Origin of the sequence: Cellulophaga fucicola (assembly GCF_900119145.1) — a bacterium.
Classification (GTDB): Bacteria; Bacteroidota; Bacteroidia; order Flavobacteriales; family Flavobacteriaceae; genus Cellulophaga; species Cellulophaga fucicola.
On sequence record NZ_FPIY01000002.1, the window covers coordinates 21,016 to 35,013 of the forward strand.

Consider the following 13,998-nt stretch of genomic DNA (forward strand, 5'->3'; position numbering starts at 1 on the left):
AGCTCTAGTTTTAGGTAAAAACTATTCTATTTTTCTCATCTTAATTGTACTCTTTAAAACTAAATTAATAGATTCTTCAACCTCACTTACATTAAAAATTTCGTCTTCTAAATCTAGAATTTCAAACGTAGTTTTATTTTTTATAACACCGCGTTTTTCATCTTTCCACCCATAAGAAAAAACAATTTCATCATCAACATAAGACCAATTTTGAATAGCTGTTTTGTCTGGATCATTAAATTTAACTTCACACGTTCCGTCTTCATAAAAAATAATCCAACTATTGTTTGGGTCTAGCTTAAAGGCTTTCTCTGCTAATTCGGGGTTAGATTCTACAACATCTGGATTAACTTCTAAATAATCTGGTTTGTAATAATACATTCCCCACTTAATATTACAAAAAAGCTTTATTTTTTGTTTTTTAAGAGCCTCTTCTTCCTTTTGTTTCTGCTCTTCAAGATTACTTTTTCGTTTTGCCAAAGTATCATTCCACCTTTCTTTACCGTTAGCCAGCATCTCTTGGTATCTTTTACTAGACAAATCTTCTTTATTAGACTTTAAAAAAGAAAGTTGCCACTTAAGCACCTTGTAATCATAAACCTTTATTTCTTTTCTTATTGCTAGTAAATCTTCAGTTTCACTAGCTTTTTTATACTTTTTTTCAATTGCCTTAGAACAGCCTATAAAAATTAACAAAAGCGGAATTACTATGATTTTCTTCATCTATATTTTCTATTATTTTACAATAGCAATAGTAGTGCTACTACCCCATTAAAGAAAGTAGTAATTTATATCTGTAAGCGTATAATACATATTTGTACCATTGTACAAAACAATAAAATTTAAAACGTAATGTTTTCCGTTCTATTCGCCGTCATAACGCTGCGGTACTTGAGGATCGTAAAGCGGACAGTTATACGCAACCATCACTTCAATTATTTGGTTCATATCTTCACCTTCCATACCGTAACAATCAAACCTAACAAATTGTTTTGTAGTAGATATCCCAAAAGCTCCATTACCATCTGGATTTTCAAAATCGATATTACTTCCTTCCATTTTCCAATTGGCAAATTTTTGTTGAATAGCTTTAATAATAGCCTCAATTGGTAAATCTTCTAGTCCGTCTACAAGCTCTTCTTCAGAACACTTTATATATGTATCTTGATTATCTAAATGAACATCTTTTTTATATTTCCAGAAATTTAAATCGTATCCCATTTATTTATATTCTTAAATATTTATAAGTGAGTTAAAATAGCTATTTCTACTATTTAACCACGTTCCTCTTTAACAGTTGCTGCATTTAAAATTGAAAGTACGTTGATATTTGCAGTAGTAATTAGAGATCCTATTTCTTTTTCTGAGTTAGATAAATATATAATAGCAGATTTTACTTTACCTAAATTATACTTTGTTGCATTTATCTTTAGCTCTAAAAACTTACGTTCTATGGCTTCTAAATTGTAGTTTTTACTATGTACTAATTTTAAATAAAACTGCTCTAGGTCTTTACTCATATTACAAATAACGTCTATGTTCTAATTAAGCAAGGAATAAGCTTAACCGTTACTATCCATAGTTTTTAGGTATAGTTCTTCAAAAATAGGATTTTCTACTACTTTGTACATCTTAAGATTAAGCTCTTTAATTTTAGTTATCTTTTTCTTTACCTGAGATAAAAGTACGCCTCTTGTTCTTATTAAATCGTAAATAAAGCCTACTCTACGGCCGCCAACAAACCATAAAAAGCTTCTTTCTTTTCTCTGTTTAGATATAAATAATTCAATTTCTGGAGCTCTTAACTTAGGATAATCATCAACGCATTTTTTTATAAAGATAGATTGCCTCTCTAAACCTAAATCTGAAAGCATTTTAATGTTTCTGTTATGAATTTCTAAAAATTCGCTAGAAGAGTTAACCATTTCTACTCGCTCATAAAAATCTATTATAACATTAAGTGACTTTTTTAAAATTTGTATCTCTGACTCTCTCATTCTTTCTCTTATAAATAATACACATAAACTAAGGCAATAATAGATATAGTAACCTTATAAAAATAAGAGTAATCTATATTTGCTAGTACACAATGTATATTTGTAACAGACTTTACAAACAAGCATATTATATTGTTACAAGGCCAGTTACCCCTTTTTTGTAATATATTGATATATATATTATTTATAAGCTATCATTTTCCAGGTGTGCAAAGCCCATTCTAAGTCTTTTTCATTATCAAAATAAAAAAAAGTCTGTAGCACTTGATTGTCTACTATACAAAAGCCACAAATTAAATTATAAGATATATCCTTTTGTGAGTTGTACTCTTTTATATGATAACCAACTTTTATGCTATTACCTTGATCAAGTTCATACTTTTTAAGAATGTCATTCTCCAAATTTCTTTCGCTTATTTCCTTCTTCTTTTCCTTTAGAATTTCTTCTTTAGTCTTTCCTCTATAGTTCCAAATATTTAGACGTATTGTCTTGTCATTGGTCGTATACATAAGTCCGTCTTCTTCTTTTATTCTATTAAAAAGATTATTGATTGGTAAAGTCCAATTCTCTGTTAATTTATGCTCTACCATAAAATCATCTTCCAAAGGATAGTCAAAAACCTCTTCCCAATCTGTATTAGGTTTTCTTTCCCAAACCGTGCCAATACCTTTATAAAGAAGTAAACTAGAAATAGAATTATCTATTTCTAAAATAGTTTTTGGATTGTAAATACCAAAATTATCAGCATTTTCAGAGTATTCATCACTTTCTAGTCCAGAGAATAACCGCCAGCCGCTGTCATTGTTGTTTGATGGCTTCTCTCTGAATATAAACATAGGCTTGTAGTTTTCATCAGCAATCATTTTAGAGCACATTACAGCTCCTATACTCGGAAAATTTTCTACACTAAACTCTCTCATTAATTCTTGATTTTTTAATTAACAACAACCTTTTACATATAATTTGGCAGATCGTTTATGTTTTAAGCACAAGTATGACACTAACGATAGTTAATTATCTTATTTAAAACAAATTACATTAAGAAAATTAAAAGTTCCATTTTTTAAGCATTTATAAAGGTTTCCTTTTTTTGTTCCCGCCCAATGCACTTTGTTTTCTCCTATGACACCTATCTTTTCACCATCTACATAAAAAGATAAATCTGCTGTCATTACGGCTGAAGACCTTGAAATTACCCAAACTATTTTTTCTATTTTCATTATCACTTGTAGTACTGATTTCGTTGGTAATCCAAGTTTCTGCTTAAACTCTATTTCAGCATTGGTAATCTTATTTAATTCTATAATAGAATTTTTAAAAGTGTTTTTATAATTCGGATAAGGAGAATCTCCTATCGTTTCTTTGCCAAAATATTCAATTTTAGCAAAATTACTGTCTTCATCAAAAATAAAATGTATGGTTTTATTACATCTAATTTTTGATGCTTCTTTGTTAATTCTTTTATGTGATGAACAAGCTGACAATAAAATAACAATTCCTATGCATACTATTTTATTAAGGCTTGGCCTATTTATTTTTTTCTTCACTATTTCTAACAATAACAAAATAAATAACATAAAGCCAGCCAAGAACTCCGTGTAAAATTGCGTAGAGAATAGATTTGTTTCTATCCCACGAAACCACAATTGCAATTGCGCTTCCAATTCCAATTCCGTTTTTAAAAACAGTTTCTTTTATTCCTGTAGATCCAACTTGCTGACTGAAACAATCCAAAGAAAATAGTAACACTAAAATTAGTATCGGTTTTATTTTATTCATATACTTTCTATTCTATTCTAATGTATCCTAAATATTCTATTGAAGGTGAATCTTCACCATCACAAGGATCTGAATCTCCTCCTAATTTTAGGGTGTTTTTAGACACTTCAAACAAAGTGACTTTAGTTGGGCTTGTAGCTTCTATTTCTTTAATATAAAGTTCATTATCAACAAACTCCCAAGTACCATTAGTTTGCCCATCAATAATACAATCGTTGTTGTATTGAACATAAGGAATATCTATATACGTACCATCTGCATTAAACGTAATAGACCCATTTTGTTTACAAGCAGAATATTCTTCAGAAGTTTCTGAACCAGAAGAGCAAACTACACCAATTCTAACTTTTTTCCATTTTCCAACTAACAACTCTTGCTTACTAGTTTCTTCTGTTTTATTGTCATCATCAGATGAGCAAGACAATATTGTAAATCCAAATATTAGTATTCCAATTAATAAGTTTAATTTTTTCATTCTTTTTTTGTAGGTTTTAAGCTAACTAAAGCTTTATATTTTATTTATTTTCTTACAATATAAAACTACTTTTTGTAGTACAAATAGGTTTTTAAATAATTGTATAGATATTAAATAATAACGTAAATAAAAGCCAAAGTATTTCAAATTCTCTTTTGGATACTAAAATAAATTTGGCGAATTGTATTGTCTCCTAAATAGTATTTTAATTAGGAAATTTTATTTAACGAAGCATAAAATAGTTCAAAAGTGTCGTAAAGTGTAGCAAAAATATCTTGACCATCAAAAATAACAACAGGGTAGTCTTTTTTAGTTTTATCTACAAACAAAACAAACTCTGCATAAGAATCAAAATGAAAGTCTGGATTTACCTCTAAGGCATAATCTAGATCTAAAGCCCCCAATGATTCATAATTTGGATATCGCTCTAATAGCTCAGAGTCAAAATCTTCCATATCATTTTCTTCTAACCAATCATATAAGTCATAATCATCTAGTCTGTAGGTTAAATCTCCAAACTCTAGCGGGTAACCTTGTAGAATATCACAAGCAAGTCCAACTGGTTTTTCTTTAAGCTCCTTAAAATCTGTATATTTCATATTTTATTTTTATACTATACAAACGTGTTTATGTATAGTTTGTTGTGAGCTTAAAACTAAGACACTAATAAGTCGCTAGCGATTAATTTCATTAAAAGTTACCTTTAGTTTTTGTTTATTGGTTTTATTATAAATATTCCAGTGTTTTCAATTTGAGGCTCTAAGTAATTCGTTCTTGGATCTACTGCAATTCCCGTATAATTTTTGACATCTAAAAAAGCTACTTTCGTTTTATCCCTCATATCTTTTGGCAATTCAAATAAGTAAAAGTCTTTATTAGTTATTTCATTTGCTAATTCATTATATATAATTGTATTTCCCTTAAAAAACAGCTGTTCTTTGTTATAGTTTAACTCAAAGTAAGCGAGCTTAAAAAAGGTATGGTTCATCCAATCGGGTAAACCATAATAACTTTTATTCTTTAAAGCAACCATTTTTAATTCATTTGTTGTTTTATAGTCTAGTTTTAACTCCTTTAAAACTATAGTAGAATAGTTATTTAAATTACGATCTTTTTCTTTTGCTGAGTATAAACCTCTTTGATTATCTTTTAAAGCAATTAATTTTTTATTTGAAAACTTTGAGGAAAATTTACTGTAATCAATTTGTACTGTAGTGTTAGCATTTTTTTTAAACGTTTCAGGATATCTAAATTGATTATAATCTCCTTTTTTAGATAGTAACAAAATCCATTTATTATCAACTCTAAAAAAGATTCTAAACTGGGCTGTTTCATCTTCTATTTCATTACCATAAATAACTAAGTCAGCACTATTATAATTTTTTTCAAAAATAGATTTGAAGTTGCTATTACTTAATTCATTTTTGATATTTAATTTTTTCTCAAAAGGCATAAAAACAAGCTCTTCACCCGAAAAGTCGTAAACTCCTTTAGATGTAAATACAAAGGGAATAAAATTATTATAATCTAAAGTACTTATGTATGATTTTTCATTTGATAGATCATCAAAAAACATTACATTTCCTTGGTTATCTAATTTAGTTAAACCCTTCTCATTTTTTAAATAAAATTGATTTTTTATACTGTCGTATAGAATAGGAAGGCTACCTTTTATTGGTGTAATTTCATATTTTTTTGAATGTACACGCTCTAAAGGACTAGTTAAGCTTTTAAAATTCTCCAATTTTTTTAAAGCAATTTGCTCAGTTATAACACTAATACTAACAAACAGTACTATGGTTATAAAAATTATTTTACTAAGAAAAAAGTATTTATTAGAACTGTCCATTTTTAAAATTATAGGTAACCACAGGTGTATAAAACATAGCGTGTAAATAGATACTAGTTTTTCAGATTAACACATAGCTGAATTTTTATATTTTGTTTTAATTTTTTCATTTTAAAGCCAAATCAAAAGATTTGGCGTTGTTCGTTAATAGCACTCATCTTATATAAACTACAGAACGCCCTATTTGCTATATATAGTGTTATATGCTGGCTTTATTCAAATTTCTTGATTAAGCGCTCTTCCATTCGGAATATGAGATTGAAAACAAAATCAAAATAAGGTTTAGCATTTTCTTTGGCAAAACTTTCCATTTGTAATGCTTGAAAAGTTGGTGTTATTTTTTGATTAACACTTACTTCTTTTAAATCCTCATTAGGGTTTGTAAAACTACCTTGAAACATTTTCGTTTCGTCAGGCAAATCAGATAATATTTTGCTTGAGTCAGCGTGTGAAAATCCATTTCTCATTAATTCACGAATCGTATCAAACAAGAAAGTCTTTTCCTCAGCCGTTATTAGTTCTAATTTTTTACATTTTTCAATTGAATTACCTAATGGAATAGAGCCATATTTTTCATTTGGTCCGCTAAATACATCATTCCACTTTTCAAATGGTAAAGGTCCAATCCCAGTTTCATTGTTAATCAGTGCAAGTTTTAAAAGACGTTCCAATAAATTATTAGTTAATGTTATGCTTGCTCTATCTAGCTCAAGAATTAGGCATTTGTTAATCTCAAATATTAACGTATTAAACTCACAAAAAACCTTGAGATTAAAATCAAAGTATTTAGCAAATACAGGAAAATTATTATTCAGTTTATCTATAAAACTATTCTCAAAAATTTCTTTCTCCATTTAGTTTGTTCTTACTTGCATATAATGTCTCGGCTATGAGTAGTTGCGAGAACAAGCAATCAACTATTATGGTATTAGCATTAGTTTTTTATCCTTTCTACAAAATTATTGCTTATCCAGCCTCTTAATTTTTGATCTTTAAAGTCATAGTCTATTGGATTATTACATTGAGTATTGTTTAAACTATTGCTGTCAATTTCAACAAACAGCCAAATCCGTTCTTCTTTAATCACTTCTGCTAAAACCTTTGTATAACAGTCTTTTTTTAATTTTCCTATAATATTAGTATTTGTTTCGCACGTAAACATAGATTCATCTTCATTATATTTTCTAATATTTGGTGAAAATCTAATGTTATAATTGTTATTAAGAACTTTTACTTTATAAGTAGATGATAAATAAGAATTAGGTTCTAAAAGCTCGTAACTATCATTAAAAATTACATAATTCTCTTTAATAATTGTTTTATCCAAATTAAAATTAAAAACTCTATTAGAAGTAAAAGGGCTTTCTCCACAGCAATGATTTTGTTTTATTACTAAATTCTTGTTTTTCTCATTATATAAATAGTAATTATAGCAGAACTCTGATATTACTTTTTCTAATTTTTGATTAACATTTAAATAAACTTCTATGCATTTCGGTTCAGCACATTGATACAGATATATATAGTCTAAATCATTATCGTTATCCAAATCTGTTTCAAGTTTCTGAAAATCAGACATACTATTTAATTTAATATTCTTTTCTATTTTTTCTATTTGTGTTCTCAATTCATTCTGTGAAAAGCTAAAAGAAATAATGAAAAATAAAAGAATTGTTATGGTTTGTCTCATTCTTGGTTCAAATTAATGGTAACGGCTAGTATATGGTTTGTTGCGTGATCAAGTTACTAAGTTAGTAAATAAAAACCGAATAGAAAGTCCGAGAGGACTTTCGTAAGCAGGCAAGAACCTAGCAATAAAATATATACATTATTGCCACACGTTTTTTAATTTAGGAATTATTATTTAATCTTATATATAATTTATTGTATAGTAAAGAACTAGATAGTATCAAACTCCGGTAATACAACCTCCTCAATTTTAGCAATAGCCTCACTAACCGGAGTTTCAGATTTTCTAAGGTTGATAGCCATATGATTGACGCCCACATTTTCATAGGACTTTAAATAGGCGGTAAGATGGTTGATGCCTACTGTACCACCAAAACGCTGTGGTTTAAAAGTAGCATTGTCGTCTTTTGATAGGTTTAAATGAATCGCCGAAATATAAGGTTTTGCTGCTTGGTCTTCATCATACAACGCATTACACCAGTATTTTCTGTTCTCCAAAGTTTCGGCAACAGGTCTTGGATAATTAAACCAAGCTTGCGCGTTTTTGGCAATCCAATTAATACTTTGTCCGGAATGACCAGCAACTACAAGTGGAATCTCATCTTTCGGCTTAGGGTACACTTCTATTCCACTGGTTAAAAAATCATATTTAGATTTTAAATTGCTATTTGTTTTCCAAGCTTCTTTAATAATATCAAGATTTTGTCTAAAGATTTCAGGTCTTTTTTTATAGTCGATATTATACATTGGGAACTCCACAGGTCTGTCGCCCAAACCCAAGCCTAACAAAAGTCTGCCATCACTTAAATTTTCTATGGTAGCAGCGGCTTTCGCTAATTTTATAGGTTGTTGTAATGGCAATACTATGGCAGCTGTACCCAACAAAATGTTTTTGGTAGCTGCAGATAAATACCCCAAGTACGGTAAGGTGTCAAACAATTGTGCACCATCACCAAAATTAGGATCGTACACAGGAACATCTCGCATCCATAAGGCTGCGAATCCTGCTTCGTCAATTTGTTGTGCCAATGCTAAATGGTTTGAAATGTCTGGAACTCCAAAAGGTCTGTTGTCTTCCAAACGTTTACGGTTACCTTCTGAAGACCAATCGTTATCTAAAGGAAACTCTATACCCAATGTCATTTTACCTGGTCTATATAGTTTATCAAATGGATTCATAGTGTGTTTTTTATTAAATTCATCAGGTATCCGCTAAGACACCTGATGAATAATATGATTAAGCATTCCAGATACTATCTGCAGTGTAGGGTCCGTTTTCGACTTCCCAAAATTTGCCGTCAATAAAGCGATGTGCTTTGTCTAAATCCTTCAACAACGCCATATCTTCTCCTGTAAGTGTATGGTTTAACGTCTCTAGGTTCTGAAGTAATCGTGCTTCATTAATAGATTTAGGAATTACTGCAATGCCTCGTTGTATGGTATACGCCAATGCGACTTGTGCAGGCGACATACGTCTTGCTTTGGCAATGTTTTTTATCGTATCATTTTCCAACAAACGTAGCGTGCTATTTTCATCTACAAGCGAACCTAAAGGTGCGTATGCCGTTAGCAGCATATCGTTTTTTACGCAGAATGATTGTAATGCTTCTTGCTGTAAAAACGGATGCATTTCTACCTGATTCATCTCTGGTTGATGCACTGCAGTCGCTAGTATTTCTTTCAACTGATTTTCATTGCAATTGCTCACGCCAATATGTTTTGCAAGTCCTTGCTCTAAAGCAGCTTCCATCCCTTTCCAAGTATTGGTTAAAGGCACTTCTGATAATGGAATAAAATCTGATGCTTTTTCTGGCATTTCCGTTCCTTTTTTAAGAGCTACAGGCCAGTGGATAAGATACAGGTCTAGGTACTCTAGTTGTAAATCTTCTAAAGTTTGTTTCAACGCAGGAATCACATTCTCTTTACCGTGAGAAGCATTCCATAATTTGGAAGTCACCCATAAATCGTTACGCGTAACCAAACCTTGTTTAATTGCTTCAGCAATGGCATTACCTACTTCTTTTTCGTTTCCGTAAGCCGCAGCACAATCTATATGTCTGTATCCTATTTTAATAGCCGAAAGTACAGCATTGTACACTTCATTTGGTTCAGAACGGAACGTTCCTAAACCTAAAATTGGCATTTCGTCGTTGTTTCTAAATTTTAATGTAGTCATTATTTATATTTTTTCTTTTTTGAATAAAACTAAGGTTAACAAGAATCCCACAATCACTAGAATACCACCTACCCAAGGAGTCGCTTCAATACCTAAACTCGATTCTACAACCATTCCGCCTACATAAGCACCAATAGCAATACCAACGTTAAAAGCTGCAATGTTCAAGGCTGATGCTACATCTTCGGTTCCTGGCAAGTATTTTTCAGCCATTTTCACCACGTATAATTGCAATGCGGGTACGTTTGAAAAGGCTAATATTCCCATAAAAAACAAGGTTATTATGGCAAAAATCTGACTAGAAGCGGTGAAGTATAACACAAACAATACAATGGCTTGTAAAGCAAACATTACCAATAAGGCTTTACCTGGTTTGTTATTAGATACTTTACCACCAATAATATTACCAATGGCGATGGCAATACCATAAATTAAAAGGAATACACTGGTCATATTTGAAGAGAAACCGGTTACTTCTTCCAATAGCGGTGTTAAATAGGTAAAAGTGACAAACGTACCACCATAACCAAATGCAGTAATGGCTAATACCAATAAAATAGATGGATTCTTGATCACCTTTAATTGGTCTATAAGACGTAATGGAGCCGATTGTTTGATGTTTTTAGGAACCAAAGCTAAACTAGCTACTGCACCTACTAATCCTAATAAAGCAACACCGATAAAAGTGGCTCTCCATCCAAAATTCTGACCAATGTATGTTCCTAAAGGCACACCAGTTACAATGGCTACCGTTAGACCTGCAAACATTATAGAAATGGCAGTTGCTCTTTTATCTTTTGGCACCAAACTAGCTGCAATGGTAGACCCAATAGAAAAGAATACACCGTGTGCAAAACCTGTTACAACTCTAGATAATAGCAACAATTCAAAACTTGGTGAGATAGCTGCTAAACCGTTACCAATTATAAATAGTAACATAATACCCATTAGTAATTGTTTTCTTGGAATTTTACCAGTTAAGGCTGTTAAAATAGGTGCTCCAATGGCAACACCAATGGCGTACAGACTTACTAATAATCCTGCTGATGTTAATGAGGTGCCTAGGTCATTTGCAACGGTAGATAATAAACCTACAATTACAAATTCCGTTGTTCCTATAGCAAATGCACTTATGGTTAATGCCCATAATGCTGCTGGTAGACTCTTCTTTTGGGCTACCGTAGTATCTCTATGTATTGTTGATGTTTCCATAATTTCTAATTGTTTTTTGTTATTGTTATTTAATGGCAACGGGGTTTATTTGTACTTGCGTAGAGCCTTCATATAAAGGGTGACCTAATACAAAAAGGAATTCCCAGGCTTTATCCTCAACCAACTCATCTACAAGAATATTTTCCAATACTTGTACACCGTATTCAGTTGCCATCATTTGATTTACAGGGAAAGACAGTGCGCTATTTTCGTGTGGTACAGCTTCAAAAGACCAGTTGTCTGCACCTGCTGCAACAATTCCTTTTTTACCTAAATAATGTGCAGCTTCAGTACCAATTCCAGGTCCTCCTGCTAGGTAACGCTTGTCATCTTTACCCATTAATTTGGTCCATCCTGTGTAAAACAGAACCACATCTCCTTTACGAATTTCAATGCCTTGTTTTTTAGATACTTTTTCAATGTCTTCAACTGTAAAAACAGTGCCTTCTTTTACAATATCTTGATTGTAATAAGAGCGCATATCCAAAACAACACCTCTAGTTACAATTGGAGGTAATTTTTCTAGACCTAATTTTTTCACACCAGATACGGTTAAAAAATCTTCTACTTTATGACCGTTATAATGCACATTGTCTCTACCATAATGTGCCAATCCGTTTATTTGAGACCCAACTCCTGTCCAACCAATTAATTGATCATCTACGTAGGTGAATTTATTAGAACCTGCAGCAGCAGTTTCTGGTTGTAACGTTTCAATATGAAAATATCTGTGACGGAAAGCTGCGGTTTCTGCATTAACCACCATTCCTAAGCGGTATACTTTTCCTTTTTTAACCAATTTTACCGCATCTAAAACCGTTTCTTCATTTAAAAGATTAAGCGCACCAATTTCATCATCTGCACCATAAGGTGACGTTGGTACTTGTTGTGCGTTTGTAGTTAAAGCAGTAAAAAGTGTAGCTGCTAACGCCATTGTTTTTAATGTATTTACTATTGTTTTCATTTTTATATGTTTTTAAATTTCTGATACAAATTTCCGATTAAAGCAAGGGGTGTGCGAGGATGTACATCACCATTTTAAAGTGATGTATGTCACATTTAATACTGCTCATACATCACTTTACTTTTAATTTAATTAATCACGAAGCTTCATTTTTAGCAACAAGTAAGGTGGTTTACTAGCATCTTTTCCTTCATTTAACAAAGGCAGATTATGAAGCTGATTTGCTACGATGTACAAGTAGTTTCCTTGTATGGCAACACCATCGGGCCAAGACAGGTCTTTTTTAGACTGTGCAATGGTTTTCATTCCAGCTGGCGTACTTTCTACAATGGCTGAATTTTCAACATCGGTTACATACACTTTTCCGTTTGCACCCACTTTAAATCCGTCAGATTTTGGTTTGTTGGCATAAAACTCGATGTACTTATTGAGGTAGCTATCTTGCTTACTTTCATCAGCTAATAAAGCAGACGGTATACGGTAAATCTTGGTATTTCCCATCGCACCATAGTAGATGTACTTGTTTTCGTCATCTATAGAAATTGGGTTTAACGGATATCTTGGCTGAATGGTAGTACCATCTTTTCTTTTGTGGGATACTAATCTGCCGTGAATTTTCACTGGTTCATCAGCCGACAAAAATGAAGGGTTTCCTTCCAAAACACGTCTTATATAACCCGTTTCTAAGTTAATCACGACAAAAGCTGGCGCAATTGGCGGATTTAAAGCATCGGTCATATCTGCTATTACAGCAGTCTTGTTTTTAACATCAATCACAAAATCCTGTAAAAAAGGTTTTGTTGATAATACCGTATTTGGAATAGGAAAAACCTTTGTGACGTTACCGGTAACCAAATCAAATCCAACCAATTTTGGTGCCTGATTTTGTTTTATGTTACCCATATCTAATACCCAAAGGATTCCGTTAGCATCTGCTTGAATTCCGATGGTTGAATTGATTCCTTTTAAACTTCCGTTTTCTGGTTTTACAATCCATTCTTTATCTCCAAACGGAACGGCTTCTCCATTAGGCAAAATTTCTTTCACCATATATTTTGATGCGCTTAAAGCACTCATTGTTACAAAAATCCTTCCGTCGTTAGACACCGTTATATTCCCTGGTCTAGATTCTGGAAATGTTGCTATAGTTTCTAATTGTGCTTGTGCAAATAGTGTAAAGTTCATTACAAATGCAAACAAGACTGTTTTTATAATTGTTACTGTTTTCATCGTTATTGTTTTTAAAATTGAATTGATTTAATTAGTTGCCTAAAAATTTCTTTTGCGTTGATGGGTCTACCCAGATAACATCGCTTGGGTCTCTGGCTATGGCATCAAAAACGAGAACGTCTAACGGACCTTCTAAAATTTTTCCGTTACCGTGTGCTGTGCCTTTTCCCCAAAACAATAAGTCGCCTTTTCCTGCAACAACAGGACCTTTATCGGCTACATAAAATTCTGCTTTGCCATTTAAAATGTAGAGGTAGGCATCAGATTTTGCGTGGTAGTGCATAGGCACTTCATCATATAACCGAAAGATTCTAACGCCTGCGTGTTCACGGTCTATTAATCTGATGTCTTTGATGATACCGTTGTGACTTTTAGGAAGTAGCGTAACGTATTCATCAATATTGATAATACCGTAGGAGTTACCCATTAACGGTCTTTTGTCTTCTTGCGCATAGGTGTTAAAACCTATGGCAATTACTGTAAATAAAAGAAAAAGTGTTCTTGTAGTTTTCATAGTACATTGTATTTAATTGTTCGATACAAAATTCTATGAAAACAAAGGGGTGTGCGAGGACATACATCACGGATTTAATGTGATGTATGTCAATATGGAAAAGTGATTTAGG

General features: G+C 31.9%; 18 protein-coding genes. All 18 read right to left on the reverse strand.

Annotation, left to right across the window (positions count from 1 at the left end; genetic code table 11):
* Nucleotides 1-21: 21 nt before the first annotated feature.
* The 18 genes from BT107_RS06265 to BT107_RS06350 all read right to left on the reverse strand — a co-directional run bounded on the left by BT107_RS06265 (nucleotide 22) and on the right by BT107_RS06350 (nucleotide 13,886).
* A complete protein-coding gene (locus BT107_RS06265; RefSeq protein ID WP_072302948.1) occupies nucleotides 22-723 on the reverse strand; it encodes a hypothetical protein in 702 nt (233 codons plus the stop codon).
* 141 nt (nucleotides 724-864) lie between these two features.
* A complete protein-coding gene (locus tag BT107_RS06270) occupies nucleotides 865-1,221 on the reverse strand; it encodes a hypothetical protein (protein ID WP_072302949.1) in 357 nt (118 codons plus the stop codon).
* A gap of 53 nt (nucleotides 1,222-1,274) precedes the next feature.
* Nucleotides 1,275-1,520: a hypothetical protein gene (locus BT107_RS06275; RefSeq protein ID WP_072302950.1), complete on the reverse strand. Its 246-nt coding sequence runs from the start codon at nucleotides 1,518-1,520 to the stop codon at nucleotides 1,275-1,277.
* 42 nt (nucleotides 1,521-1,562) lie between these two features.
* Nucleotides 1,563-1,997 carry a hypothetical protein gene (locus BT107_RS06280; RefSeq protein ID WP_072302951.1) on the reverse strand — a complete coding sequence of 145 codons (435 nt, stop codon included), beginning with the start codon at nucleotides 1,995-1,997 and terminating at the stop codon, nucleotides 1,563-1,565.
* Between the two features lie 180 nt (nucleotides 1,998-2,177).
* Entirely contained in the window at nucleotides 2,178-2,918 is a 741-nt protein-coding gene (locus BT107_RS06285; protein ID WP_072302952.1) for a DUF2185 domain-containing protein, read from the reverse strand.
* 99 nt (nucleotides 2,919-3,017) lie between these two features.
* On the reverse strand, nucleotides 3,018-3,545 hold the full coding sequence (locus BT107_RS06290) for a hypothetical protein (RefSeq protein ID WP_139254288.1): 528 nt from the start codon (nucleotides 3,543-3,545) through the stop codon (nucleotides 3,018-3,020).
* Complete coding sequence (locus tag BT107_RS06295) at nucleotides 3,526-3,777, reverse strand: hypothetical protein (RefSeq protein ID WP_072302954.1); 252 nt, start codon at nucleotides 3,775-3,777, stop codon at nucleotides 3,526-3,528. Before BT107_RS06295 ends, BT107_RS06290 begins: the two co-directional genes overlap by 20 nt.
* A 7-nt stretch (nucleotides 3,778-3,784) precedes the next feature.
* Complete coding sequence (locus BT107_RS06300) at nucleotides 3,785-4,252, reverse strand: lipocalin-like domain-containing protein (protein ID WP_072302955.1); 468 nt, start codon at nucleotides 4,250-4,252, stop codon at nucleotides 3,785-3,787.
* A gap of 209 nt (nucleotides 4,253-4,461) precedes the next feature.
* Nucleotides 4,462-4,851: a hypothetical protein gene (locus tag BT107_RS06305; RefSeq protein ID WP_072302956.1), complete on the reverse strand. Its 390-nt coding sequence runs from the start codon at nucleotides 4,849-4,851 to the stop codon at nucleotides 4,462-4,464.
* Nucleotides 4,852-4,955: 104 nt separating this feature from the next.
* Nucleotides 4,956-5,996, reverse strand: coding sequence for a hypothetical protein (locus BT107_RS06310; RefSeq protein ID WP_139254289.1), 1,041 nt, complete (start codon nucleotides 5,994-5,996; stop codon nucleotides 4,956-4,958).
* 317 nt (nucleotides 5,997-6,313) lie between these two features.
* A complete protein-coding gene (locus tag BT107_RS06315; RefSeq protein WP_072302958.1) occupies nucleotides 6,314-6,955 on the reverse strand; it encodes a hypothetical protein in 642 nt (213 codons plus the stop codon).
* 80 nt (nucleotides 6,956-7,035) lie between these two features.
* Nucleotides 7,036-7,791, reverse strand: coding sequence for a hypothetical protein (locus BT107_RS06320; RefSeq protein WP_139254290.1), 756 nt, complete (start codon nucleotides 7,789-7,791; stop codon nucleotides 7,036-7,038).
* 209 nt (nucleotides 7,792-8,000) lie between these two features.
* Complete coding sequence (locus tag BT107_RS06325; RefSeq protein ID WP_072302960.1) at nucleotides 8,001-8,969, reverse strand: TIGR03571 family LLM class oxidoreductase; 969 nt, start codon at nucleotides 8,967-8,969, stop codon at nucleotides 8,001-8,003.
* Between the two features lie 58 nt (nucleotides 8,970-9,027).
* A complete protein-coding gene (locus BT107_RS06330) occupies nucleotides 9,028-9,966 on the reverse strand; it encodes an aldo/keto reductase (protein WP_072302961.1) in 939 nt (312 codons plus the stop codon).
* A 3-nt stretch (nucleotides 9,967-9,969) separates the two neighbouring features.
* A complete protein-coding gene (locus BT107_RS06335) occupies nucleotides 9,970-11,178 on the reverse strand; it encodes an MFS transporter (protein ID WP_072303769.1) in 1,209 nt (402 codons plus the stop codon).
* Between the two features lie 25 nt (nucleotides 11,179-11,203).
* On the reverse strand, nucleotides 11,204-12,142 hold the full coding sequence (locus tag BT107_RS06340; protein WP_072302962.1) for a cyclase family protein: 939 nt from the start codon (nucleotides 12,140-12,142) through the stop codon (nucleotides 11,204-11,206).
* Nucleotides 12,143-12,274: 132 nt separating this feature from the next.
* Nucleotides 12,275-13,372, reverse strand: coding sequence for an L-dopachrome tautomerase-related protein (locus BT107_RS06345; protein ID WP_084639163.1), 1,098 nt, complete (start codon nucleotides 13,370-13,372; stop codon nucleotides 12,275-12,277).
* A 31-nt stretch (nucleotides 13,373-13,403) separates the two neighbouring features.
* Nucleotides 13,404-13,886, reverse strand: coding sequence for a cupin domain-containing protein (locus BT107_RS06350; RefSeq protein WP_084639165.1), 483 nt, complete (start codon nucleotides 13,884-13,886; stop codon nucleotides 13,404-13,406).
* Nucleotides 13,887-13,998: the final 112 nt, after the last annotated feature.

Excerpts from the sequence above, each read along its gene's own strand:
- BT107_RS06335 (WP_072303769.1), bottom strand. The coding sequence starts at position 11,178 with ATGGAAACATCAACAATACATAGAGATACTACGGTAGCCCAAAAGAAG.
- BT107_RS06320 (WP_139254290.1), bottom strand. The coding sequence starts at position 7,791 with ATGAGACAAACCATAACAATTCTTTTATTTTTCATTATTTCTTTTAGC.
- BT107_RS06300 (WP_072302955.1), bottom strand. The coding sequence starts at position 4,252 with ATGAAAAAATTAAACTTATTAATTGGAATACTAATATTTGGATTTACA.
- BT107_RS06345 (WP_084639163.1), bottom strand. The coding sequence starts at position 13,372 with ATGAAAACAGTAACAATTATAAAAACAGTCTTGTTTGCATTTGTAATG.
- BT107_RS06285 (WP_072302952.1), bottom strand. The coding sequence starts at position 2,918 with ATGAGAGAGTTTAGTGTAGAAAATTTTCCGAGTATAGGAGCTGTAATG.
- BT107_RS06315 (WP_072302958.1), bottom strand. The coding sequence starts at position 6,955 with ATGGAGAAAGAAATTTTTGAGAATAGTTTTATAGATAAACTGAATAAT.
- BT107_RS06305 (WP_072302956.1), bottom strand. The coding sequence starts at position 4,851 with ATGAAATATACAGATTTTAAGGAGCTTAAAGAAAAACCAGTTGGACTT.
- BT107_RS06265 (WP_072302948.1), bottom strand. The coding sequence starts at position 723 with ATGAAGAAAATCATAGTAATTCCGCTTTTGTTAATTTTTATAGGCTGT.
- BT107_RS06325 (WP_072302960.1), bottom strand. The coding sequence starts at position 8,969 with ATGAATCCATTTGATAAACTATATAGACCAGGTAAAATGACATTGGGT.
- BT107_RS06330 (WP_072302961.1), bottom strand. The coding sequence starts at position 9,966 with ATGACTACATTAAAATTTAGAAACAACGACGAAATGCCAATTTTAGGT.
- BT107_RS06340 (WP_072302962.1), bottom strand. The coding sequence starts at position 12,142 with ATGAAAACAATAGTAAATACATTAAAAACAATGGCGTTAGCAGCTACA.
- BT107_RS06295 (WP_072302954.1), bottom strand. The coding sequence starts at position 3,777 with ATGAATAAAATAAAACCGATACTAATTTTAGTGTTACTATTTTCTTTG.
- BT107_RS06275 (WP_072302950.1), bottom strand. The coding sequence starts at position 1,520 with ATGAGTAAAGACCTAGAGCAGTTTTATTTAAAATTAGTACATAGTAAA.
- BT107_RS06350 (WP_084639165.1), bottom strand. The coding sequence starts at position 13,886 with ATGAAAACTACAAGAACACTTTTTCTTTTATTTACAGTAATTGCCATA.
- BT107_RS06270 (WP_072302949.1), bottom strand. The coding sequence starts at position 1,221 with ATGGGATACGATTTAAATTTCTGGAAATATAAAAAAGATGTTCATTTA.
- BT107_RS06280 (WP_072302951.1), bottom strand. The coding sequence starts at position 1,997 with ATGAGAGAGTCAGAGATACAAATTTTAAAAAAGTCACTTAATGTTATA.